Origin of the sequence: Herbaspirillum sp. CF444, from assembly GCF_000282135.1 — a bacterium.
In the GTDB taxonomy this organism is placed as follows: Bacteria; Pseudomonadota; Gammaproteobacteria; order Burkholderiales; family Burkholderiaceae_D; genus Herbaspirillum.
This window is the reverse complement of record NZ_AKJW01000068.1, coordinates 43,624-67,491: the sequence shown is the minus strand read 5'-3', so window position 1 is coordinate 67,491 and position 23,868 is coordinate 43,624. Positions and strand designations below refer to the sequence as shown.

28 protein-coding genes are annotated in these 23,868 nt (G+C 57.5%); 2 read left to right on the top strand and 26 right to left on the bottom strand.

Going from position 1 to position 23,868, the window contains the following annotated elements; genetic code table 11:
* Positions 1-133 precede the first annotated feature (133 nt).
* The 22 genes from nagZ to PMI16_RS16205 form a co-directional block, all read right to left on the bottom strand.
* Positions 134-1,192: a beta-N-acetylhexosaminidase gene (gene nagZ / locus PMI16_RS16305; RefSeq protein ID WP_007881470.1), complete on the bottom strand. Its 1,059-nt coding sequence runs from the start codon at positions 1,190-1,192 to the stop codon at positions 134-136.
* Positions 1,189-1,581 (bottom strand): holo-ACP synthase, encoded by a 393-nt coding sequence (gene acpS / locus PMI16_RS16300; protein ID WP_007881469.1) that lies wholly within the window; start codon positions 1,579-1,581, stop codon positions 1,189-1,191. Before acpS ends, nagZ begins: the two co-directional genes overlap by 4 nt.
* A 2-nt stretch (positions 1,582-1,583) precedes the next feature.
* Entirely contained in the window at positions 1,584-2,351 is a 768-nt protein-coding gene (pdxJ, locus tag PMI16_RS16295; RefSeq protein ID WP_007881468.1) for a pyridoxine 5'-phosphate synthase, read from the bottom strand.
* A 179-nt stretch (positions 2,352-2,530) separates the two neighbouring features.
* Positions 2,531-3,406, bottom strand: coding sequence for a DNA repair protein RecO (gene recO, locus PMI16_RS16290; protein WP_007881464.1), 876 nt, complete (start codon positions 3,404-3,406; stop codon positions 2,531-2,533).
* 25 nt (positions 3,407-3,431) lie between these two features.
* Positions 3,432-4,346: a GTPase Era gene (gene era, locus PMI16_RS16285; RefSeq protein ID WP_007881463.1), complete on the bottom strand. Its 915-nt coding sequence runs from the start codon at positions 4,344-4,346 to the stop codon at positions 3,432-3,434.
* Positions 4,343-5,398 carry a ribonuclease III gene (rnc, locus tag PMI16_RS16280; RefSeq protein ID WP_007881462.1) on the bottom strand — a complete coding sequence of 352 codons (1,056 nt, stop codon included), beginning with the start codon at positions 5,396-5,398 and terminating at the stop codon, positions 4,343-4,345. Before rnc ends, era begins: the two co-directional genes overlap by 4 nt.
* Before the next feature lie 225 nt (positions 5,399-5,623).
* On the bottom strand, positions 5,624-6,535 hold the full coding sequence (lepB, locus tag PMI16_RS16275) for a signal peptidase I (RefSeq protein ID WP_007881461.1): 912 nt from the start codon (positions 6,533-6,535) through the stop codon (positions 5,624-5,626).
* Positions 6,532-8,331 carry a translation elongation factor 4 gene (gene lepA / locus PMI16_RS16270; RefSeq protein ID WP_007881457.1) on the bottom strand — a complete coding sequence of 600 codons (1,800 nt, stop codon included), beginning with the start codon at positions 8,329-8,331 and terminating at the stop codon, positions 6,532-6,534. The genes lepB and lepA overlap by 4 nt, the downstream gene beginning before the upstream one ends.
* Positions 8,332-8,585: 254 nt before the next feature.
* On the bottom strand, positions 8,586-8,849 hold the full coding sequence (locus tag PMI16_RS16265; RefSeq protein ID WP_007881456.1) for a glutaredoxin family protein: 264 nt from the start codon (positions 8,847-8,849) through the stop codon (positions 8,586-8,588).
* 101 nt (positions 8,850-8,950) lie between these two features.
* The gene (locus PMI16_RS16260; RefSeq protein WP_034380908.1) at positions 8,951-10,450 is read right to left on the bottom strand and encodes a DegQ family serine endoprotease; all 1,500 of its coding nucleotides are present in this window, start codon (positions 10,448-10,450) and stop codon (positions 8,951-8,953) included.
* A 16-nt stretch (positions 10,451-10,466) separates the two neighbouring features.
* Positions 10,467-11,492: a MucB/RseB C-terminal domain-containing protein gene (locus tag PMI16_RS16255; protein ID WP_034380890.1), complete on the bottom strand. Its 1,026-nt coding sequence runs from the start codon at positions 11,490-11,492 to the stop codon at positions 10,467-10,469.
* A 1-nt stretch (position 11,493) separates the two neighbouring features.
* Positions 11,494-12,141 carry a sigma-E factor negative regulatory protein gene (locus PMI16_RS16250; protein WP_007881450.1) on the bottom strand — a complete coding sequence of 216 codons (648 nt, stop codon included), beginning with the start codon at positions 12,139-12,141 and terminating at the stop codon, positions 11,494-11,496.
* Between the two features lie 111 nt (positions 12,142-12,252).
* The gene (rpoE, locus tag PMI16_RS16245; RefSeq protein WP_007881448.1) at positions 12,253-12,855 is read right to left on the bottom strand and encodes an RNA polymerase sigma factor RpoE; all 603 of its coding nucleotides are present in this window, start codon (positions 12,853-12,855) and stop codon (positions 12,253-12,255) included.
* Positions 12,856-12,968: 113 nt separating this feature from the next.
* Positions 12,969-13,454, bottom strand: coding sequence for a protein YgfX (locus PMI16_RS16240; protein ID WP_007881447.1), 486 nt, complete (start codon positions 13,452-13,454; stop codon positions 12,969-12,971).
* A 55-nt stretch (positions 13,455-13,509) separates the two neighbouring features.
* On the bottom strand, positions 13,510-14,751 hold the full coding sequence (gene fabF, locus PMI16_RS16235) for a beta-ketoacyl-ACP synthase II (RefSeq protein WP_007881446.1): 1,242 nt from the start codon (positions 14,749-14,751) through the stop codon (positions 13,510-13,512).
* A 30-nt stretch (positions 14,752-14,781) separates the two neighbouring features.
* Complete coding sequence (gene acpP / locus PMI16_RS16230) at positions 14,782-15,021, bottom strand: acyl carrier protein (RefSeq protein WP_007881445.1); 240 nt, start codon at positions 15,019-15,021, stop codon at positions 14,782-14,784.
* A 123-nt stretch (positions 15,022-15,144) separates the two neighbouring features.
* Positions 15,145-15,918: a 3-oxoacyl-ACP reductase FabG gene (fabG, locus tag PMI16_RS16225; protein WP_007881444.1), complete on the bottom strand. Its 774-nt coding sequence runs from the start codon at positions 15,916-15,918 to the stop codon at positions 15,145-15,147.
* The gene (gene fabD / locus PMI16_RS16220) at positions 15,915-16,847 is read right to left on the bottom strand and encodes an ACP S-malonyltransferase (protein ID WP_007881443.1); all 933 of its coding nucleotides are present in this window, start codon (positions 16,845-16,847) and stop codon (positions 15,915-15,917) included. Before fabD ends, fabG begins: the two co-directional genes overlap by 4 nt.
* 67 nt (positions 16,848-16,914) lie before the next feature.
* A complete protein-coding gene (locus tag PMI16_RS16215) occupies positions 16,915-17,901 on the bottom strand; it encodes a beta-ketoacyl-ACP synthase III (protein WP_007881442.1) in 987 nt (328 codons plus the stop codon).
* Positions 17,898-18,989: a phosphate acyltransferase PlsX gene (gene plsX / locus PMI16_RS16210; protein WP_034380886.1), complete on the bottom strand. Its 1,092-nt coding sequence runs from the start codon at positions 18,987-18,989 to the stop codon at positions 17,898-17,900. Before plsX ends, PMI16_RS16215 begins: the two co-directional genes overlap by 4 nt.
* 144 nt (positions 18,990-19,133) lie before the next feature.
* On the bottom strand, positions 19,134-19,316 hold the full coding sequence (rpmF, locus tag PMI16_RS25370) for a 50S ribosomal protein L32 (RefSeq protein ID WP_006463510.1): 183 nt from the start codon (positions 19,314-19,316) through the stop codon (positions 19,134-19,136).
* A gap of 108 nt (positions 19,317-19,424) precedes the next feature.
* The gene (locus PMI16_RS16205; RefSeq protein ID WP_007881437.1) at positions 19,425-19,919 is read right to left on the bottom strand and encodes a YceD family protein; all 495 of its coding nucleotides are present in this window, start codon (positions 19,917-19,919) and stop codon (positions 19,425-19,427) included.
* Between the two features lie 104 nt (positions 19,920-20,023).
* Between PMI16_RS16205 and PMI16_RS16200 the strand changes: the two genes are divergently transcribed.
* Positions 20,024-20,659 carry a Maf-like protein gene (locus PMI16_RS16200; protein ID WP_007881434.1) on the top strand — a complete coding sequence of 212 codons (636 nt, stop codon included), beginning with the start codon at positions 20,024-20,026 and terminating at the stop codon, positions 20,657-20,659.
* 62 nt (positions 20,660-20,721) lie between these two features.
* On the opposite strand, the gene PMI16_RS16195 is transcribed toward PMI16_RS16200, so the two are convergent.
* The 4 genes from PMI16_RS16195 to PMI16_RS16185 form a co-directional block, all read right to left on the bottom strand.
* Positions 20,722-21,381, bottom strand: a complete 660-nt coding sequence (locus PMI16_RS16195; protein WP_007881433.1) for a cysteine hydrolase family protein — start codon at positions 21,379-21,381, stop codon at positions 20,722-20,724.
* A gap of 59 nt (positions 21,382-21,440) precedes the next feature.
* A complete protein-coding gene (locus PMI16_RS25365) occupies positions 21,441-21,632 on the bottom strand; it encodes a DUF1289 domain-containing protein (RefSeq protein ID WP_034380882.1) in 192 nt (63 codons plus the stop codon).
* A 231-nt stretch (positions 21,633-21,863) separates the two neighbouring features.
* Positions 21,864-21,986: a hypothetical protein gene (locus PMI16_RS26685; protein ID WP_007881432.1), complete on the bottom strand. Its 123-nt coding sequence runs from the start codon at positions 21,984-21,986 to the stop codon at positions 21,864-21,866.
* Between the two features lie 115 nt (positions 21,987-22,101).
* On the bottom strand, positions 22,102-23,301 hold the full coding sequence (locus PMI16_RS16185; protein WP_007881429.1) for an HPP family protein: 1,200 nt from the start codon (positions 23,299-23,301) through the stop codon (positions 22,102-22,104).
* Between the two features lie 140 nt (positions 23,302-23,441).
* Between PMI16_RS16185 and PMI16_RS16180 the strand changes: the two genes are divergently transcribed.
* A complete protein-coding gene (locus tag PMI16_RS16180; RefSeq protein ID WP_007881427.1) occupies positions 23,442-23,867 on the top strand; it encodes a MarR family winged helix-turn-helix transcriptional regulator in 426 nt (141 codons plus the stop codon).
* The last annotated feature ends 1 nt before the right edge of the window (position 23,868 follow it).

The window sequence follows — 23,868 nt, the reverse complement described above, 5'->3', positions numbered from 1 at the left end:
CGCTCCCTCCGGGTTCTTCCCAGAAAGGGCGCTGGCCGCGTTGCGCTCCTTGCCAGCGCCCTTTCTGGGAAGAACGCATCTCACGCCTATTTGTGAAATGAGTTCTAGTATCGTTGTAGCGTGATGGCGCAACTCAGGTCAGCGTCAACGCCAGTTTTTTGGCGGCCTGGTAACGCTCGTCCTTTTGCAGGCCGTCCCAATCCAGGAATTCGCTTTGCGGCACCAGGGCCGCGATACGCGCAGCCGATGCGGCGGAAACCCTGGTTTTCAGACCGGCCAGCAACTGATCCGCCTTGTCCGGCGAATTGCAGATCAGCACCATGTCGCAACCGGCATCCAACGCCGCCTGTGCGCCGTCGAGGACGCTGCCGGCGACGCTGGCGCCTTGCATGCTCAGGTCATCGCTGAAGATCACGCCCTGAAAGCCGATGTCCTTGCGCAGGATGTTCAACCATTTTTTGGAGAATCCGGCAGGATGCTTGTCCACCTTCGGGTAAATCACGTGCGCCGGCATCACGGCCGTCAGGCTCATGCCGAGCCAGTCATACGGCATGGCGTCGTCGCCGATGATGTCCTGATAGGCGCGGTCGTCGACCGGCGTGTCGATGTGCGAATCGGCCTGCACGTAGCCGTGGCCAGGAAAATGCTTGCCGCAATTGGCCATGCCGGCCAGCGCAAGACCGTGATTCAGGCTCTTTGCCAACAGCGTCACAACGCGCGGATCGCGATGGAAGGAACGTGTGCCGATCACGCTCGATACGCCGAAGTCAAGGTCCAGCACAGGCGTAAACGACAGATCGATACCGCATGCGCGCAATTCGGCTGCCAGCACAAAACCGACGGCTGTTGCCAGCCGGGTTGCTTCCAGCACGTCGCGATCCCACAGCTCGCCCAACACGCGCATCGCCGGCAGATGCGTAAAGCCGTCGGTCTTGAAACGCTGCACGCGGCCGCCTTCATGATCGACCGCGATCAGGACGCCGGGACGCGCTTCATGGATGGCTTGCGCCAGCGCCGTGATCTGCTTGCGATTCTCGTAGTTGCGTGCAAACAGGATGACGCCGCCGGTCAGCGGATGCCGGATGCGGCGGATATCCTCTGCCGTCAATGTGGTGCCGACCACGTCAAGCATGACGGGGCCCAGGGCTTGCTTCGTTTGCTTGGATTGTTGCTCCAGACCTGCTGCCTTCATGTTTTCTCCGCTATGACAAATGCGACCGCGTACTCCACCTCATCGGTGATCGAGACTTGCGCGGTCAGGCCCTGCTCTTCCATCCATGCTTTCAGCTTGCCGCTGCACACGACGACCGGTTTGCCGCTGGGCGCATTGAGCGTCTGCATCGACCGCCAGGTCATGGGCATGCGCATGCCCAGGCCGATCGCCTTGGAAAATGCTTCCTTCGCCGCAAAGCGCGTCGCCAGGAAACTGATGCCGCGCGCTTCGACCCTGGCTTTACGGCTGAGGTATTTAACCATTTCTTCCGGCCCCAGAATCTTTTCTGCAAAGCGATCGCCGCGCCGTTCCAGCGCGGCCTTGAGACGCGATATCTGGAGGATGTCGGTGCCGATGCCGTAGATCATGATCAGCCTTTGGCAACGTCCAGGCGCGCCTTGAGCATGATGGCCTTCATGTCGCTGACCGCCTTTTGCCAGCCGACGAACACCGCTTGCGCGACGATGGCGTGGCCGATGTTGAGTTCAGCGATATTCGGAATCGCGGCAATCGCCTGCACGTTGGTGTAATGCAGGCCGTGACCGGCATTGACCTTGAGTCCGCGGCGTATGCCTTCCAACACGCCGGCCTTGACGCGTTCCAGTTCTTTTTCCTGCCCGGCCTGGTCGTGCGCTTCGGCATAGCGGCCGGTATGCAGTTCAATCACGGGCGCGCCGGTTTCGGCGGCAGCCTTGATCTGCTCGTCATCCGGATCGATGAAGAGACTCACGCGGATGCCTTCGGCCTGCAGCTGTCGCACAGCAGCTTGCACCTGGACGAAATGCGTAACGACGTCGAGGCCGCCTTCGGTGGTGATTTCGGTGCGTTTTTCCGGCACCAGGCAGGAATCCTGCGGTTTGATGCGGCAGGAAAAGTCGATCATCTCGCTGGTAACGGCCGCTTCCAGATTCATGCGCGTGCGCAACAGCGGACGAATCGCTTCGACGTCGGCGTCGCGGATGTGGCGACGATCTTCGCGCAGGTGCAAGGTGATCGCATCGGCGCCCGCTTCTTCCGCCTGCAAGGCTGCCTGGACAGGATCGGGATAGGTCGTGCCGCGCGCATTGCGCAAGGTGGCGACGTGATCGATATTGATGCCCAGCTCGATGGCCGGACCGACAGGGTTCAGGAAGCTCATGACATTATCGCTGTGCGCTGTGAGGTGATTGGGAATGCGAGGCTGGAATTTTATCGTGCATTGCTTCCGGCGTCGCTGGTGAAGCGGGGACGGGACCGGTGAAGCCGATGAGGGCAGCGACAAAGCCTGCCGCCATGCCCGACCAGGAAAAATCGTTGAACACGTGAATCCCTGGCGTCTCAGAGCTGCGTCAGATCGATCAAAATCTGTCGCGTATTCAATTGTGCGCCGCCCAGATGATGCGACAACAAGGAGCGCATCAGGAATTTGCTTTGCGTCTGCGTGTTGACGTCGCTGTAGTCTTCCTGCTCCATGTCAAGCAAGGTTTTACCGGAGACTTTGGGCCAGGCGTCGGACAGGCGCGGGAAACGCACGCCCTGCTCCGGATCGACGACATACATTTCGTCCGGCGCCACCGCCTTGCCGTTGGTGACGCACACGGTCCAATCGCCGGCGACGCCGGTTTCCTTGAGCAAGGCGCGCTCGAACTTGCGCAACACGATGGGCGCGGACTCGCCGTGCGCGAGCTGATTCAGCGTCGACACGTAGTGATCGAACAGCGCCGGATGCGCATCGTCGCGCGCCAGCAATTTGACCAGCAATTCGTTGAGATAGAAGCCGCACAGCAGCGCCGATTTTTCCAGCGGCAGCATGCCGCCGACCCATTCGGCGACCGTCAGGGTGCGCACTTCGGATTTGCCGGCCCAACTGACCGACAAGGGCTGGAAGGTTTGCAGCACGCCGCGCAAGGTGGAGTGCGGACGCTTGGCGCCTTTGGCGACCAGCGCAACGCGGCCGTGATCGCGTGAGAACACGTCGACGATCAGGCTGGTTTCCTTGTAAGGGTAGCTATGCAGCACAAAGCCCGGCTGAGCCTGGATGCGGGTTTCTTTTTCGGGCACCTTGGCGCGGCGCGGTGTTGCCGATGTGCGCGTGCCGCGCTTGGGCGCGGCGGCATTCTTGGCATTGTCCAGCGCAGACTGCGTCGCCACAGCGCTCAGTGCTTCTGCATCGAGGGTCTGACCAACTGCGGTATCGGCGATGATCTCGGCCATAAAATGTATGTGTGCTGTAGGTGTTCTATTCGTAGCCGTAGGCGCGCAACCCGGCTTCGTTGTCGGCCCAGCCGGATTTGACCTTGACCCAGATTTCGAGATAAACCGGACCGCCGAACAAACGCTCCATGTCCAGGCGCGCCTGGGTGGAAATCTCTTTCAGGCGCGCGCCCTTGTTGCCGATCACCATGGCTTTGTGGCCGTCGCGTTCCACCAGAATGGCGGCGAAGACGCGGCGCAGATCGCCTTCCTGCTCGAACTTCTCGATCAGGACGGTGCTGGTGTAAGGCAGCTCTTCACCGACGAAACGGAAGACTTTTTCGCGGACGATTTCCGACGCCAGGAATTTCTCGCTGCGGTCGGTAATGTCGTCCTCATCGAACATCGGCGGATTATTCGGCAGCAGCTTGCGAATTTCTTCCTGCAGTTGATCCAGCTGAAAGCGTTGTTTCGCGGAGACCGGAACGACCGCCGCGAAGTTGTGCTGCGAAGCGACTTCCCGAGCGAACGGCATCAGGACCGATTTATCCTTGTTGCGATCGGACTTGTTCATCACCAGAATGCACGGCACATTGGCCGGCAGCAGCGCCATGACCTGTTTGTCGGCCGGACCGAAGGTGCCGGCTTCGATGACGTACAAGATCACGTCGGCCGCCGTCAGCGTAGTGGTGACGGTGCGATTGAGCGTCTTGTTCAGGGCATTGCTGTGGCGTGTCTGGAAACCGGGCGTATCGATGTAGACATACTGCGTGTTCTCAATCGTCTGGATGCCGGTGATGCGGTGGCGCGTGGTCTGCGCCTTGCGCGAAGTGATGCTGACTTTGGCGCCAACCAGCACATTCATCAATGTCGATTTGCCGACGTTCGGGCGACCGACAATGGCGATGTATCCGCATCGGTAATCGGTCGATGCGTCGGAAGGAGCTGTGGTGTCTGTCATGCGGTTTTACTTTGTGTAACGGGTGGTGCGGAGGCCAGGGCCTCGCTTCGGTTTTCGTTCAGATCGGCGGCAACCAGTTGCGCTTTGTGCTCGCCCTTATTGTCGCCCTTGTCGTTTTTTGCGTCGGTCTTGTCGTGCTTTGCTTCTTGCTTGCCGTCAACTTTATCAACTTTGGCTTCGCTTTTTGCAACGTCGGCCTTGCTTGTGCTGTCAGCCTTGGCCGCCTTGACCGAGACAGGCTTTTCCACTTTAGGAGCAGTAGGCTCAGCCAGCAACGGCAACTCCTCGTTCGGCGCATCCGGCTGTATCGTCGCGATGCCTGCCAGTTTAAGCTGCGTCGTGCGCGTGCGCGGCTTGCGTGCCGAGGCCGGCGCCTTGACCAGCGCAGCCTGCACCGCTTCCAGCGCCAGCTTGGCTGCGGCCTGCTCACCGGCGCGACGGCTGCCGCCGGTGCCGAAGACCTGGATTTCCAGCTTGGGCACCAGGCATTCAATCTCGAATTCCTGATTATGCGCCGCACCGTGCGTCGCGACCACGTTGTACTGCGGCAAGGGGATTTTCTTCCCTTGCAGATATTCCTGCAGCAAGGTCTTCGCATCTTTACCCAGCGTCTTGGGATCGACCGTATCGAGAATCGGGATATACAGCGCGCGAATGACGTCGCGCGCGGCATTGAAGCCGGCGTCCAGGAAAATGGCGCCGAACAGCGCTTCCAGCGTGTCCGCCAGAATCGACGGGCGGCGGAATCCGCCGGACTTCAATTCGCCCTCGCCGAGCCGCAAAAACTGCGATAAATCCAGGCGCTGGGCGATTTCATAAAGGGATTGCTGTTTGACGAGATTGGCGCGCAGGCGCGACAAATCGCCTTCGTCAATCTTGCTGTAGCGGTCAAACAAAAGAGAAGCGACGACACAGTTGAGAATCGAGTCGCCAAGGAATTCCAGGCGTTCGTTATGCAAGCTGCTATGGCTACGATGCGTCAAGGCCTGCTGCAATAATGTAGCGTCCTTGAACGTGTGCCCCAGCCGATTTTGCAATACTAATGGATCCATTTATTCATCCGTCGCTTAGAAGTCCGAACCCGGATGCGCCTGGCTGTTCTCCGCCAAGGCATTCGTCCGACCTCTCAGGCCACCCGGCCCGTTATCTGCAACCAACCGCAATATCGTTACCAAAACACGACGGCCAGCCGGCAGTAGGATTTTCCTGGACTGGAGAAAAATGCCGGGAAAAGGCTTTTTCTCCCTTGCTCCAAAAACATGATGCCTGACAGAAACTTAATGAAAACTGCCAATACGCTTCAAATTACCCAGATTCATCCAGACAAAGAATGCTTTTCCGACAATGTTCTGATCCGGTACGAAGCCCCAATAGCGGCTGTCCAGGCTGTTGTCGCGATTGTCGCCCATCATGAAGTACTGACCGGTCGGCACCGTGCAGGCAAAGCCTTCCGCGTTGTAGGAGCACAGGTCTCTCATCGGGTACTGATGCGGATCGGGCACGAAATTCGGGGCCCGTTCGTCGGTCAGTATGTTGTGCTCCACGCCGGACAAGTTCTCTTGCCACTGCTTATAGTACGTCAGATTCCCATCATCGAGATAATCTGGCAATGGTTTATAAGAAACTTCTTTACCATTTACCGTTAGACGCTTGTTTTTATAGATTATTTTATCACCAGGCACGCCTACCACACGCTTGATGTAGTCCACCGACGTATCTTCGGGATATTTAAAGACCATGACATCACCGCGCTGCGGATCATTCACGTTGATGATTTTTTTGTTGATGATCGGCAGGCGAATGCCGTAGGTGTATTTGTTCACCAGGATCAGATCGCCGACCAGCAGAGTCGGCACCATCGAGCTCGACGGGATCTTGAACGGCTCATAGAGGAACGAGCGCAGGAAAAACACCAGCGCGATGACCGGGAAAAAGCTGCCCGAATATTCGATCCAGGTTGGTTGGCGCAGCAGGCTGGCTTCCAGCGCAGCTCGTCCGTTGGTATCGCTCTTGATGCCCTCCCCGTTCAGCTTGGCGATGCGTGCATCGAACTCTGCCAGCGCAGCATCAGCCTTGGCGCGGCGTTGCTTGGACCAGAAGAATACGTCGAGAAACCAGATCACTCCGGTCACGATCATCAGGACAAACAGAATCAGTGCGAAATTGCCTAAGAGAGACTGCAGGTTCATTTTTCATCCACTTGTAAAATTGCCAGGAAGGCTTCTTGCGGAATTTCCACCGAGCCGACTTGCTTCATGCGTTTCTTGCCGGCCTTCTGTTTTTCCAGCAGTTTGCGCTTGCGGCTGATGTCGCCGCCGTAGCACTTGGCCAGCACGTTCTTGCGCAGGGCCTTGACGTTTTCACGCGAGATGATGGTCGCGCCGATAGCCGCCTGAATCGCCACGTCGAACATCTGGCGCGGAATCAACTCGCGCATCTTGGCCGCCACGGCACGACCGCGGAACTGGCTGTTGGCGCGGTGGACGATGATTGCCAACGCATCGACCTTCTCGCTGTTGATCAGCATGTCGACCTTGACCACGTCGGCCGAACGGTATTCCTTGAATTCGTAGTCCATCGACGCATAGCCGCGCGAGGTCGACTTCAGACGATCGAAGAAGTCGAGCACGATTTCCGCCATCGGCATTTCGTAGGTCAGTTGCACCTGCTTGCCGTGGTAGCTCATGTTGATCTGCACGCCGCGCTTTTGCGTACACAGCGTGATGACCGAGCCGACGTATTCCTGCGGCATGTAGAGATTGACGGTGACGATAGGCTCGCGCACTTCTTCGATCCGGGACGGTTCCGGCATCTTCGAGGGATTGTCGACCATCAGGATGGTGCCGGCGCCATCGCGCATCACGACTTCATATACCACCGTCGGCGCCGTCGTGATGAGGTCCATGTCGAATTCGCGTTCGAGACGTTCCTGCACGATTTCCATATGCAACAAACCGAGGAACCCGCAGCGGAAGCCGAAACCCAGCGCCTGCGACACTTCCGGTTCGTACTGCAACGCGGCGTCGTTGAGCTTGAGTTTTTCAAGCGAGTCGCGCAAGGCGTCGTACTGGTTCGCCTCGACCGGGAACAGACCGGCGAACACCTGCGGCTGGACTTCCTTGAATCCCGGCAACGGCTCGGCGGCCTTATTCCCAGCCAGGGTGACGGTGTCGCCGACCTTGGCTGCTTTCAATTCCTTGATGCCGGCGATGATGAAGCCGACCTGTCCTGCCGTAAGCGAGTCGCGCGACTGCGACTTGGGCGTAAAGACGCCGATACTTTCGGTCAGGTGGGTGGATTCCGTCGCCATCAGGAAAATCTTTTCCTTCGGACGCAAGGTGCCGTTGACGATGCGCACCAGCATGACCACGCCGACATAGTTGTCGAACCAGGAGTCGATGATGAGCGCTTGCAGCGGCGCATTGGGATCACCCTTCGGCGGCGGCACCTTGGCAATCAGCGCTTCGATGACATCTTGCACGCCCATGCCGGTCTTGGCCGAGCATGGCGTCGCATCGGAGGCATCGATGCCGATGACTTCTTCGATCTCGCTCTTGGCGTTGTCGGGATCCGCGGAGGGCAAATCGATCTTGTTCAACACCGGCACCACTTCGACGCCCAGTTCCAGCGCGGTGTAGCAGTTGGCGACCGTCTGGGCTTCCACGCCTTGCGATGCGTCCACGACCAGCAGCGCGCCTTCGCAGGCGGACAACGAACGGCTGACTTCATAGCTGAAGTCGACGTGGCCCGGCGTATCAATCAGGTTGAGGTTGTAAAGGTTGCCGTCGAGCGCCTTGTACTGCAGTGCGGCGGTTTGCGCCTTGATCGTGATGCCACGCTCGCGTTCGATGTCCATCGAGTCGAGCACCTGCGCCTCCATCTCGCGATTGGAGAGGCCGCCGCAGAGCTGGATGATGCGATCAGCAAGCGTGGATTTGCCGTGGTCAATGTGGGCAATGATCGAGAAATTACGGATATTGTTCATTAAATTGCGGAAAACGATGAAAAAAGGCGCTCCAGAATGGGAGCGTCTCCCAAGTGAGCGCCTTTACAACAGCTTTTGTACAACCCAACATTCTACCGGATTTCAGGGGCTAAAACCCGAATCCCCATTGACGGGCTGTCATGAGTGCAGATTCTTTCAATCATCTGAAGCCGTTTGCCATCGATGAGCGACTTATCACTCGAATCCGTCAATGACAGCACCCCGGACGACAATTAAAGACCAGCGCAAGACATTCAGTTTCCATCAAGCAAGAATTGTTTTACGCCCGCCACGTCAAGAAAATAATGACAAAGCTGCATCGCCGGTTTTCCGGGCTTTTCCCCAACCAGGACCGGCACCAGCTCGTCATAGCGAGCAAGCAATGCCTCGTCCTCGTCGACATCGATCATTTCGACGGTAAAGTCGTGATCGGCGCGAAATGCATCCAGGGCGTGCACCATGTCCTCGCACAAATGGCAGTACGACCGGGAATAAACGACGAAATGAGTGGCTGACATCAAACGCCTCGATCTGCATTACACATTACAGATAAAAGGCTGCATGCCGTGAAGCATGCAGCCTTTGCCCAACCAGCTTGAACCGGACTTAGTTACCCAATTTAGTTGCCACTGGTATTGGGTCGCAATGGAACGAACTGGGAAGAATCGCCCCGGCGCACCAATACGGCCGCCCGCTTCTTCGGATCCAGCTTGGCAACCAAGCCGTTGAATTGCCTGGAGTCTTTAATATCGATGTCGTTGAGACGCTGCACGACGTCGCCTGCACGCAAGCCTGCCGCTGCCGCCACGCCGACGGCCGCCTCCACCAACACGCCGTTTTCAACCTTCAGTTCTTTCCTTTGGGCATCGCTCAGATCGCTGACGATCAGGCCCAGGGAATTCGGTACGGCTTCCTGCTTCGGCTTCTTTTCTTCAGCCTTGGCGGGCTTGTCCGCCTCGAGCTCGACCACCGTCAGGGCGACGTCGCGTGCAGTGCCTTTGCGCCAAATATTGACGGTCGCTCGCGAACCCGGCTTGATGTTGCCGACCATGCGCGGCAAGTCGCTCGGTTTCTCAATGGTGGCGCCGTTGAATTTGAGGATGATGTCCCCGGCTTCGAGACCGCCTTTATCCGCCGGACCACCTGGTTCGACACGCTGCACCAGCGCACCTTGCGCTTTGCTCAGGCCCAGGGATTCGGCAACGTCCTTGGTGACTTCGCCGATTTGCACGCCTATACGGCCGCGTGTCACGCGCCCATTTGCCTTCAACTGGTCAGACACCCGCAATGCCTCGTCAATCGGCACGGCAAAAGAGATCCCCATGAAACCACCGGAACGGCTGTAGATCTGGGAGTTGATCCCGATGACTTCACCCTTGAGGTTGATCAGCGGGCCGCCGGAATTACCGGGATTGACGGCCACGTCAGTCTGGATCAACGGCAGGTAATCGCCCGTGTCACGCGCCTTGGCGGAAATAATCCCTGCCGTTACGGTATTCTCAAGGCCGAAAGGCGAACCGATTGCCAATACCCATTCACCGGCGCGAATCTTGTCCGAGTCGCCGATGACCAGCCGCGGCAGGCTGGTGCCGTCAATTTTCAGCAATGCGACGTCGGTGCGCGTATCCGATCCGATGATCTTGGCTTTGAACTCGCGCTTGTCGGTCAGAGTGACATAGACGTCGCTCGCGCCCTCGACCACATGCGCGTTGGTCATGATGTAACCGTCAGCCGAAATGATGAAGCCGGAACCGACACCGCGAGGCACTTCTTCCTGTGGCTGTGCATTTCCGCCCTTGCCCTTGTTGCGCGGAGCGTTGGGTGTATTGGGCGTATTCGGCTGCTGCTGGCGCGGAATCGGCACGCCGAAGAAACGGCGGAAAAATTCCTGCATCTCTTCGTCATCGGTGCCCGCCTGAGGCTGGCCGGTTTTGACGCGCTCCGTTGTGCGGATATTCACAACTCCCGGGCCGGTGCGATCAACGATATCGGCAAAATCGGGCAAACCCGCGACCGCGGGCGCAGCAACTGCTGCGCTCAGACCGAACAATGGCGGCGACAAAGCAAGAACAGACGCACTCAGCAGCGACGACAACAGAACTTTCTTTGCGGGGATCATCATGTGGATTTTTGTATTATTTGGATTTGAATTCTATTGAGTTTGACACTTGCCGAATCGCTGTGCCAGGCACTTCGCCAACGACGGTCAACCAGTAATCACCCTGGCGACGGCCGACGATGTTCATGGCGCCCTGCTGCATGGAGCCTTCAGTGCGGCTTTGCGAACCGGGTTCGATGAATACCGAAATCGCGGCAAGGCCGTCTGAAAACACGATCTGGGAGACTTCCCGCTGGGTTGTCACGCCATGCTGGGCCGTAGACGTGCCTGTGTTTTGCGTATCCGAAATCAGGCGTTTGACTTCCTGAATCTTCTTGAATCCCGGTGGCGGCGTTACCGACCAGCCGGACAGATTGACCTGGCTCATGACGGAGTTTTCAATGTGCCAGCCATTGGTGTTGGTAAAGCTTGGCTTGACGCGATTGTGATCAATATTGCCGATTTCAATTTGTGTAAAGGATATCTGCTCCACCACCTCATTCTTGGCGTCAAAGGTCTGGGCTCGCAACAACAGCCCGGTGGCCTTGTCGGCCCAGAGCTTGTAACCATAGCGCAATTTGTCTTTTGGCTCCAGAATCACCGCCTGGCAGTCATGGCCGGCAACGCGACCGGTTTCGCCCATTTTGACGCTGTAATAATCGACCAGGTCGGTGGGATTGGCAGCCAGAATCGCGGGGAAGACATCCCGGGTAATGCGCTTTTCGATCAGAACCGTTTTGGCCTCAGGCACATAACAGGCGACGTCGTCGTTGTTGCGGATATATTCGCGCGGCTTGCCGTCGAGGACTTCCAGCTTTTCAATCTCGTTCTTGCCGGACAGGATGTGCGTAATGCGCGAGGTGCGCATCTGATTGGACTGCTGATAAACGAAGGTACCGGAATAATTGAGCCGCTGAGCAGCGGACTGGATTTTCTTGAGTAAGACCTGCGCGTCCTGATTGTTGCTCACTTTTGCCGGCAGTGCATTCTCCGCCCGAGCGGAGAATGCCATGAATGCCGAAAGGAATAGAACTACCCGGAGCAAACCTTGTGTCTGCCGCATATTATTTATCTGAGTCAATTGCGAAGGCCGCCGAACGGGCATATTGGACCGAACTGTACATGGAAGGCGAGAAACGCTGGTGTGCCAGCAGATAGTCGTCGATACGCGGGTCGCGAGCGACTTCGCCTTGCTGCGCCAGACTGCTGACCTGCGCGGCGCTTTGCGGAGACGACGATGCCGCCACGGTCGTGATGCCCGATCCGGATGGAGCAACGATGGTAGACGTCGCCGCGCCGTTATTGGCCATCGTCACCGATTGCTGCGGAGCGGCCACGAAAACGACCGCCACCACGGCTGCTGCAACCGCGGCGCCCGGCATGGCAAACCGTCGCACGAAACGTCTGCGCGCCGATCCGCCATTTGCGGCCGCGGGCACAATAATCTGCTCCGCCGCCACAGTATTCAGCTGTGGGGCAATAATTGCCGGCTCGGCATCGAGACGCGCGCTCATCTTCGCCGCGAACCCCTCGCTCAGCGAGAAAGCCATTTCATCGGAGCGCAGAACGTCGCCAATCTGATGATACAAATCCCATGTGATCTGCTCTTCAGGCTGTCGCAACACGGCCAGCGCTACGTTGACATGTGCGTCAACAAGCTCGCCGTCGGCCAATGCCGAAATCTGTTCTCTGCTAATTTCTTTGGTATCCATAAGTAGTCACCCGGCCACAAAATTCAGTTCCATCACCCACTCTTATTTTTATGTCGCTTACCTGCAAAACTCATAACGCATTACAACGGCATTCTGCATCAACCACCGACCTTACCAACGTTTGTCGATTGCCGTGCCCAGCAATGGCCTCAGTTTTTCCGCAATCGCTTCGCGCGCCCGGAAAATCCGGCTGCGCACGGTGCCAATCGGACATCCCATGGCATCGGCGATTTCATCGTAACTCAGCCCTTCAATTTCACGCAGAGTGATTGCTGTTCGCAATTCCTCCGGCAACGCCTCCATTGCAACGTTGACGGTCTGGGCAATTTGCTTGGTCGCCAGCATCGACTCGGGAGTATTGATGTCTCTTAGGTGCTCCCCATCGTCAAAAGTTTCAGCTTCTTCAGCATCCGCCTCGGTCGACGTCGGCGCCCTGCGCCCCATGGTCACCAGGTAGTTTTTCGCCGTGTTGATGCCGATGCGATACAACCAGGTATAGAACGCGGAGTCGCCTCGAAACTGGGGCAGCGCGCGGTAGGCTTTGATGAACGCCTCCTGCACGACATCCTCGGCTTCCGCCTGATCGCGTACCAGGCGCGAAACGAGCCGCATCAGTTTCCGTTGATATTTGGCAACCAATAGCTCGAACGCCTTCTTATCGCCACGCTGCACACGCTCGACAAGCAGTTGATCAATTTCGCGTTCCGTCGTCAAATCCAGGTTCCTTGTTTTTTTATCATTTCTGCACAAACCGAGTCATTGACCAGTTGTGACGCAATAAATTCAGCAAGCGTACTATCTTTTTGCTTTTCTGGTGAGTCCGATGCCTAGCGGGCGTCGTTATTATGGCTTGCAACCCAGCGGCAAGCCACTTGCAGGGCCCGGAAAGTTTCTTTCGAGACAGAGTCCGGCAAGACAGGTATGGTGCGTACTTTGCCGTTTTCAAGTCTCAACCGCAGCAATAGCAGGTTCGGCCATACGGTAGAACCTGCCAGCAACTGCGCCAGACCGCCGCTCATGACCCGTGAACCGGCCTTCGCACGCACGACGGCATGATGTTCCACCAGACGAATCTGCCCCGTTCCGGAAATATGCAACCAGACGGCCTTGCGATTTTGCAACGCCAGCCAGAATGCCAGCAATGCAGCCGCAATGCATATTGCAGCAAGGGACATTCTGAAAATGAAAGACAATTGCCCTACCAGGGCAAAAGCAAAGATAACGCCGATGAGGGCGACGACGATAGCTGCGGCAGCCATCATGATCAATAGCATACGGGAAGGCTTGATATCCGCGGAAACTGCTATCGACATATAAATTGGAGTGGAGAAACGAACTCGGCTTTCACTTGAAAGCCGAGCCAGGCATTTATACCTTACCGAACACCAATGTGCCGTTGGTGCCACCGAATCCGAACGAATTCTTGACGGCGATATCGATTTTCATATCGCGCGCCTGGTTGGCACAGTAATCAAGGTCGCACTCCGGATCCTGATTAAAGATGTTCATGGTCGGAGGAGAGACCTGATTGTGCAGCGCCAACACGGTGAACACCGATTCCAGCCCGCCTGCACCGCCCAGCAAATGGCCGGTCATGGACTTGGTGGAATTGACGACCATCTTGTAGGCATGATCGCCGAAAGCCGCCTTGATTGCATCGGTTTCGTTCTTGTCGCCCAGCGGGGTCGACGTGCCGTGCGCGTTCAGGTACTGCACTTCGTCCGGATTGACGCCGGCATCGCGCAAGGCAGAAACCACGCAACGACGCGGACCATCCAGATTCGGCGCGGTCATGTGATAAGCATCGCCGCTCATCCCGAAACCGAGCACTTCAGCATAGATCTTGGCACCGCGCGCCTTGGCATGCTCGTACTCTTCCAGCACCATCACGCCTGCGCCTTCGCCGAGCACGAAACCGTCGCGATCCTTGTCCCACGGACGGGAAGCGGTCGCCGGATCGTCATTGCGAGTCGACAGTGCACGCGCGGAAGCGAAACCACCGATACCCAATGGCGAAACACTGGACTCCGCGCCCCCCGCAATCATCACGTCGGCGTCGCCGTACTGAATCATGCGACTGGCCGAGCCGATGCAATGCAGACCAGTCGTACAAGCAGTCACGATGGCCAGATTGGGGCCCTTCAGACCGTACTTGATCGACAAGTTACCGGAAATCATATTGATGATCGACGCCGGAATGAAGAACGGACTGATGCGGCGCGGGCCGCGGTTGGTCAGTTCTTCATGCGTTTGCTCGATCAGAGGCAAACCACCGATGCCGGAACCGATGATGACGCCGATACGTTCGGCATTTTCGTCGGTAACGACCAGGCCACTGTCCTGCATAGCCTGCATCCCGGCCGCCATGCCGAAATGGATGAAGGTATCCATGTGGCGAGCTTCTTTGGCGGGGATGTAATCTTCGATATTGAAGCCCTTCACTTCACCCGCAAAATGCGTGGTGAAAGGAGTGGCATCAAACTTCGTGATGGTGGCAATGCCCGACTTACCTTCCTTGACTGCACCCCATGCATCGGCAATGGTATTGCCAACAGGCGAAATGCATCCCAGACCGGTAATGACTACACGACGTTCACGTGAGCGGCTCAAGCAATTCTCCTAGAGTCGTTCAAAACCAGCTTAGGCCTTGACGTGTGCCTTGGCGTAATCGATCGCCTGTTGCACGGTTGTAATTTTTTCAGCTTGTTCGTCAGGGATTTCCATTTCGAACTCATCTTCCAGCGCCATGACCAGTTCGACCGTGTCGAGCGAGTCAGCGCCCAGATCGTCCACGAACGACGATTCTGTCTTGATGTCAGCTTCAGCGACGCCCAGTTGCTCAGCGACGATCTTTTTAACGCGTTGTTCGATATCGGACATAAGTGCCTCCAGTGGATAGGTTACAAAAGTGCGCGCATTTTATCAGGTTTGCACGCCAAAAATTTACTTTTAAGTATTCTTAGCAAGAATACTTAAATTGCTGCCAACTGCGTCCAAAGACGCTTAATTCATATACATGCCGCCATTGACGTGCAAGGTCGTGCCGGTGATGTAGCCGGCCTGCGCCGACGCCAGGAACGCTACTGCTGCAGCGATATCCTCAGGAGCGCCGAGACGACCCAGCGGAATCTGCTGCAACAAAGCGGCAGTTTGCTGCTCGCCCAGCACTTTGGTCATGTCGGTGTCGATAAAGCCCGGCGCAATGCAATTGACCGTGATGTTGCGACTGCCGATTTCACGCGCCAGCGCGCGGCTCATGCCGGCAACACCGGCCTTGGCGGCTGCGTAGTTCATCTGCCCCGGATTACCGGCCGAACCAACCACGGAGGTGATGTTGATGATGCGTCCATGCTTGGCCTTCATCATGCCGCGCAACACGGCGCGCGACAGGCGCCCCACTGCCGTCAGATTCGTGGAAATGACATTATCCCACTCCTCTTCTTTCATGCGCATGGCGAGCTGATCTTGCGTGATGCCGGCGTTGTTGACCAGGATGGAGAGGCCGCCGAATTCTTTTTGAATCGTATCGATGACGGCGTTGCAGGCAGCAACGTCCGTCACATTGAGAACGACGCCCTTGCCGCAACCCGGCTGCAATTGCTCGAGGTATTCGCTGATGGCGGCAGCACCGGCTTCAGACGTCGCCGTGCCGATCACTTTGGCGCCCTGGCGAACCAGTTCCTGAGCAATGGCGCGACCGATGCCGCGGGATGCGCCGGTCACCAGCGCGACTTGATTTTGCAGGTTTTGCGAATTTTGCGAAATTTGATCACTCACTTCAGCAACTCCAATACTTTGTCCAGAGAAGCCTGATCGACGATGGCTTCGCCGGTCAGGTCGCCATTGATACGCTTGGTCAAGCCGGCCAGCACTTTGCCGGGACCGCATTCGACCACATGAGTAATGCCTTCAGCCGACATCTTTTGCACGGTCTCGACCCAACGCACGGCGCTGGCAGCCTGGCGCACCAATGCATCCTTGATGGCGGCAGGATCATTGACGATGGCGACATCGACGTTGTTGATCAGCGGCAGTTGTGGCGCAGAGAACGGCACGTTCGCCAGATACGCCTGCAGACGATCCGACGCCGGCTTGAGCAGCGAAGAATGGAACGGCGCGGAAACCGGCAACACCAGCGCACGCTTGGCGCCCTTGGCCTTGGCGATTTCGCAGGCGCGTTCGACTGCCGCCTTGCTGCCGGCAATCACCACTTGCGCCGGCGAATTGTAATTGACGGCTTCGACCACTTCACCCTGCGCTGCTTCGGCACAGGCAGCGCGCACGTCGTCGTCCGACAAACCGAGAATCGCCGCCATGCCGCCCTGGCCGACAGGAACCGCCTCCTGCATTGCCTGCGCACGGAAGCGGACCAGCGGCACCGCATCCTTGAAGGCGATCACGCCGGCTGCAACCAGCGCGGAATACTCGCCCAGACTATGACCGGCGACCAGCGCCGGCGCCTTGCCGCCCGCGGCCAGCCAGGCGCGATAAAACGCCACGGCGGCAGTCAGCATGACTGGCTGAGTATTGGTGGTCAGGTCGAGATCTTCCTTGGGGCCTTCGGCAATCAGTTTGCCAAGATCGAATTGCAGCGCATCGGAAGCTTCCGCAACAGTCGCCTTGACGACTTCGTTGTCGGCAAATCCGTTCAACATGCCGATGGCTTGCGATCCCTGACCCGGAAAAACAAAAGCAAATTTTGTCATGCTCTATTTTGTCGTTAGTAAATCAATTCATATCAGAACAGGCGCTTGAACTGCCCTCTGCGCCTGCTTACATGCGAACCAGCACGGCGCCCCAGGTGAAGCCGCCGCCAACGCCTTCCATCATGACGTTGTGACCCGGCTTGACGCGACCATCGCGCACCGCCTGATCCAAAGCCAGCGGAATCGACGCTGCGGAGGTATTGCCGTGCTCATCCACGGTCACCACCATTTTTTCCAGCGGCAGACCGAGTTTCTTGGCGGTGCCTTGCATGATGCGGATATTGGCCTGATGCGGAATCAGCCAGTCGACTTCTTTCGCATCGACCTGGGCAATTGCCAGCACTTCACGCGCCACCTTGTCCAGCACGGAAACCGCCAGCTTGAATACAGCAGGACCATCCATGTAGAGATACGCATTGCCGGCAACTGCGCCATCGTTGACGTTGCCGGGTACGCACAGAATGTGACCATGGCTGCCGTCGGCATGCAATTTCGAAGCGAGAATGCCGGGTTCTTTTGACGCCGTCATGACAATGGCGCCGGCACCGTCGCCGAACAGCACGCAGGTGGTGCGATCTTCAAAATTCAGAATGCGCGAAAACACTTCCGCGCCGATCACCAGCACGTTCTTGTGCGCGCCGGATTTGATGAAGCTGTCCGCCACCGACATCGCGTAGACGAAGCCGCTGCACACCGCCTGCACGTCCATCGCGGCGGCACCGTTGGTGATGCCCAGCTTGCGCTGAACGACACAGGCCGTACTCGGGAAACCACCCAGATGATCCGGCGTCGATGTCGCCATGATGATGAGATCGATATCATCAGGCTGCAACTTGGCCATCTCAAGGGCGCGCTGCGCTGCCTCTATGGCGAGGTCGCTCGACAACACGTCCGATTCGGCATAGTGGCGCGCGGAAATGCCGCTGCGCGATACGATCCATTCGTCGGAAGTCTCGATCCCCTTTTCCGCCAACTGCTTTGCCAACTCGTCATTGGTCACGCGCTTGGGCGGCAGATAGCTGCCGGTGCCGACAATTTTGCTATAGAGAGTCATACCGTTTTCTGTTCTGTTGTTTCGGTTGATGTGGCGGCGCGATCTGCGACATGCAAGGCCTCCACCTGCGGAATCAATTCCGCCATCGTTGTCGTGATGCGCGACAACACATCATATTTGGCCGCATCGTAGGCACGACGGATCGCCCATTCGAACGCGTACACATCGGCGCCGCCGTGGCTTTTGAAAACCAGCCCGCGCAAGCCCAGCAAACTGGCGCCATTGTAACGGGATGGGTTCAACCGACGCGACAAGGCCTTGATGGCGCCGTAAGCGATCAGGGCGCCCAGCTTGTTGAAGAAGCCTTTTTTGAATTCCGTGGTCAGAACGATCTTGACGAAACGCCCCAATCCTTCGGAAGCCTTCAACGTCACATTGCCGACAAAACCGTCGCACACCACGATATCCGTAGTGCCTTCGAAAATATCATTGCCTTCGACATTGCCGTAAAAATTAAGTATGCCCTTTTCATGGTCGGCGTGCAGCAACTCGGCGGTCTGCTTGACCACTTCATTGCCTTTGATTTCTTCTTCGCCAACATTGAGCAGACCGATGGACGGCTTGGGCTTGCCTTCCATGGCGGAAACCAAGGCGGAGCCCATCAATGCAAATTGATGTAAATGCTGCGGTTCGCAATCTACATTGGCGCCCAGATCGAGCATGTAGGTCGGACCGTCTTTTTGATTCGGGAGAATAGTGCAGATAGCCGGGCGATCGACGCCTGGTATCGTTTTGAGTACATAGCGGGAAACCGCCATGAGCGCGCCGGTGTTGCCGGCGGAAACCGCCGCATTCGCCTGGCCGTCCTTGACCAGGTTCACGGCGACACGCATGGACGAATCCTTTTTGCGCCGCAGGGCGACTTCAATCGGATCATCCATGGTGACGACCTCGGAAGCATGCTGGATGCGGATCCGAGCGGCATCTGCCTGCTTGTGCTTGCGCAAGACCGCGCGCAACAACTCTTCCTGACCGACCAAGATCAACTCGGCCTCAGGTTCGCGCTGCAGAAAAGAAATGGCGGCTGGGATAGTAACTGACGGGCCGTGATCGCCGCCCATGCAGTCAATGGAAATTTTGATGGTCATTGTTTTGATTCAGAGCCTTGCCAACCCGCATTATGGGGCAGATTTGGCGCGATTCAAAATGACGCGCTACGCTGATTAAGCATATAAAAAGCGGCGCCAATTAAAAAATCATTGCGCCGCGTTCCGCCTTAACAGCAATCCCGATTACTCGTCGTTCTTAGTCTTCAGAACTTTGCGACCACGGTAGAAACCGTTCGGGCTGATGTGGTGACGCAGGTGTGTTTCACCAGTTGTCGGCTCGACTGCCAGCGGCGGCGCTGTCAGGAAATCGTGTGCACGATGCATACCGCGCTTCGATGGGGTCTTTTTGTTTTGCTGAACAGCCATGATAACTCCTAAACCTTAAGTTCTAAAATTTTAACATATCCGGCTAGCAAATTGACTGACCAACCGAGAATCCGTACTTTGGCAAACCCGAAAGCCCGCCACCAACAATTACTGCTTTAAATTCTTTAACACCGAAAACGGAGATACTTTCTCTGCCGCAACTGCCTCAGCCGCCACATGACCGGGACACACATCGTGCTTTGGAGCCACCGGCAACGCCAGCAACGCCTCATCCTCAACCAGAACGCCGACGTCAAAAGCTGCATCACCGACAATGACATCAATCTCTTCATCATCGAGCAACTCTTCGATGGCGTCCGCAGCATCTTCATCCCTGGCCAGCACCAGCGTCGAATCGGACGACACCTGAAACGGCATCGACGTCAAACAACGCTGACAGACCAGATTGACCTGACCGGAAATAGAGAGACGCAATTGCGGATGTCCGAGCTTGTCGGCACCGCCGCTCAACGACCACTTGATGGCGCCGGAGCGATCAACCGTTTCACCGGCAAGACGCGCCAGATCGGCTACCGATAACTCGCCCTCGGCCTGCTCTTTGAGCCGACAAAATTCAAATGCGTCGATCACAAAAGTGCCCATGGCGAAAGCAGAATCCGGAAAACCTGCGATAATAACAGCGTTTTCCCTTATTCGTCAAAGTGTTAGCGTATTTTTAGCCAGCACTTCTTACCTGTTGTCGCATAATGCACAATTCCACGCCCCCTCCCCGCCTGATTCTGGCCTCCAGCTCGATCTATCGGAAAGAACTCTTGTCCAGAATACAACTGCCTTTCGAGGCGATCTCGCCCGATATCGACGAGACGCCCTCAGCGGGAGAAAGCCCCGAGGCGACAGCGCTGCGCCTGGCCCGACAAAAGGCCGAGGCCATCGCAAAACACCACCCGAATTCACTTGTTATCGGCTCCGACCAGGTTGCCACGCTCGACGGCGAGCAAATCGGCAAACCCGGCAACCACGAGAATGCACTGAAGCAACTTATCCGCATGCGCGGCCGACGCGTGATCTTCCATACCGCGCTATGCCTGCTGGACAACCGCAATCCCGGCGAGCCGGCCATACAAATCGAAAATATCCAGACCTTCGTCACCTTCCGCGACCTGCCCGATGCCGAGCTCGACGCCTATTTGCGCATTGAACAACCCTACGACTGCGCCGGCAGCGCCAAGAACGAAGGCCTCGGCATCGCCATCCTCGAAAGAATCGACAGCACCGACCCCTCCGCCCTGACCGGCCTGCCCATGATTGCGCTGACCGGCATGCTGCGTAATGCGGGCATGCCGTTTTTCGGCGTCACGGACATGAGCCACACAATGCAATAAGGGGCGAAAGCCCCTTATTGTCGATGCGTGCCCAGAGGCCTCCTCACCCAATCATGCGGGTCCTATTTGAACGTAATCAAATCGCCACGACTCAGCGTGACCTTCTTGTCCGCCAGCGGCGTGTTGTTTGCATTGATGAAACCAGGCTGGTTCAGCACCTGATAACGCGCCAGCTGCGTATTGATGGGAACCGGGCTGGAAATACCGTCCTCCGCCACCACTACCGTGAAACCGCGCGTGTTGGCGTGAAAGGACGTGTACATCACCGCGCCATTGGCGGCGCTGCCCACGATCACCAGCGTTTCCGCCTTGACCTGCTTCAACAGTTCTTCCAGGTTGGTGCCGGTAAATTTGTTGGCACGCGTCGAAACGACAGGTTCGCCCGGCTGCGGCGCGACTGCGGACAGCATCGGCGGCGGACCTGATGGGCTGACGGTCGTCGAATAGAAAACAGGCACCTTGGCCGCGCGCGCCTTGTTGATCAGCGAAACAATCGCCGGCACCGTGCCGAGGCAAGCTGGATTCGGCTGGCACACGGCCGAATTGATGTCCAGCACCAGCAAGGCCGTCGTCCCGGCAGCCAGCGTCACCGGCGCCGGCGCAGGGATCTCCGGAAGCGTGTTGACGCCAACGGGTGCAGGGGCCGGTACCGTGCTGCACGCAGTCAACGCCACGAGCAGCAATGCCGACGCGGCCTGACAGACAAAACGTGGTTGAATCATGTTTTCGACTCCTTAGTGGGGACGTACTTCATCATCAATAGGTTTAGGTGCCGGGCGCGCTATTTCTGGCGCCGCGGATACCCCTCGGCGGTAATGCGCTTCCAGACCACGTCCTTTTCTTCCTCCGTCATGAATACCCAGTGCGCCACTTCGGACACGGTGCGCCCGCAACCGCGACAGACATCGTCAAAAGTCGTTGAGCAGACTGCAACACAAGGGGTATCGGGTCGTTCCGGGGGAATTTGGGACATGAATATCTTTACGAGGACTACGTGGCAACTGGCGACATCTTACCAAGAAGCACGCGCGCAGTCTTTTGGGCAAAAAAAAGCCCGCGAACCGGAGGTTGCGGGCTGAATCCAATTTCTTTAAGGAGGAAAATTGGAGGAGACAGGTGTAACTATAGCGATCGTCTCCGCCCTCGTCTGCTTTATTGTTCCAATAGCAGACATTCACAAACTCGATAACTCACGACTGAAACGCTAGACCACGCTATCCACAACCGGCGCCATCGACACGGTCGGCTTGGGCGGGTCGCCTTTGCGCTGGCACGCCGCGGTCAGCAGCACGGCAAGAATGACTGAAATCAGAGCTGTTTGGCGCATGGCGGTCTCCTGTTTCCATTCAGATTTTTATCCGGATCTTTGCTTCGCATGTCCTCGCTATTTTAGACGCCATCAGATCAAATCGTTCGATGCCGCCGACAAACAAGTCAGTGCATCAGGATGCCGCTACGCGCAGACCGGCCGAAGCACGGGACAGATTGTTGACGTACAACGCAGCCACCATGTCCGCCTGCGTCACCACGCCTGCCAGGCGCCTCTCGTCATCGATCACCGGAATCTGATGCAGGCCCTCATCCGCCATCAGCGGCACCAGTTGCACGATAGGCAAATGCACCGAAGCCGTCCTGACCTTGGCGCTCATGATCTGCCCGACCACTTCCGGCTTGATCGAATGCGTATGCGGCGTGCGCTGCAGGAACGCGCGCAGCTTCTCTCCAAGCTGCCGGTATTCGTGCGGACCGGCATGATGCAGAAAATCGGTCTTGGTGACGATGCCGATCACGCGACGCGCCCTGTCGAGCACCGGCAAAGCCTGCACCCGATGCTCCCGCATCAGGCGCCACGCTTCGGCCAGTTCGGTCGAAAATTCGACAGCCACCACATCGCTCGACATGATGTCCGCACACACGGTTTCGCCGAAGCGGCGACGATATGCCTCCATCTCCGTCTGCAGGAAAATTTCTTCGAGGTCGTCGCGGCTGATGTCCAGCACCTGGTTGTAACGCCGCAGCACCGCATCCAGATCGTCATGCGAAAAACCCAGGCGCGCAGTCGGCGCCGCGTCCGCGGTGCCGTGCGTGTTGTTGCGATGCTCGTTCTGCTGCGCATGCGGATAACGGCGCCGCGTCGCGTTATTGAAAAACAGGGCCGTCGCCAGCAGCAGAAACGAATTGAGCAATACCGGCGTCAGCACGAATCCGTATCCCATGGCGTGCACCGCCGGCCCGCCGAGCACGGCCGTCAACGCCACCGCGCCGCTGGGCGGATGAATGCAACGCAGCGCAAACATGAACGCGATCGCCAGCGCAATCGCCAGCGCCGCCGCCAATGCAGGCTCAGCCACCAGCCTGGCGCACGAGACGCCTACCAACGCCGACACCAGATTGCCGCCGATAATCGACCACGGCTGCGCCAGCGGACTGGACGGTACCGCAAACAGCAGCACCGCCGACGCCCCCATCGGCGCAATCAGCCACACGGTCGCCGCCCCATGCGGCAAGACCGACAGACTCAGCAAACCCGTCAACAAAATCCCGAACAAGGCACCCATGCTGGCGCGCATGCGCTCAAAGCGATCCACCGCAGATCGTTGCGGAATAAAACTCCTCAGCCATTGCAGGATAGAATCGCGCATGCTCCAACCCATTCTTGGAAATAATCAAAAAACCCGAAGGCGCAATTACATCACAAGATGATATATTTTGCTGCAACAAGGCATTACCATGCAGGATTGCCGGGATTTCACGCCCGCTCCATCGCCTCCTCTCGCCATCAATGAAAACACCCTCAAGCCTGCAAAAAGACGATTTCGAAGCACTGTCGGAATTTCGCTACCAGTTGCGCCGCTTCATCCGCTTCAGCGAAGACGCCGCACAAAGCGAAGGACTCACGCCGCTGCAATATTTGCTCATGCTGCACATCAAGGGATTTCCGGGGCGCGACTGGGCCAGCATCAGCGAGCTGGCCGAGCGCCTGCAATCACAGCACCACGGCGTGGTGGCATTGGTGACGCGCTGCGAAAAAGCAGGATTGGTGACGCGCACCCAGGACGACAAGGACAAGCGCCTGGTGCAGGTAAGACTGACGGCAATCGGGGAACAGTACCTGCATCGCCTGGCGGAACTGCATCGCAACGAGCTGCACTCATTGTCCAGCGTCTTCCAGGTGTCGCACATCTCGGCCTTCAACGACCGCGACTAAA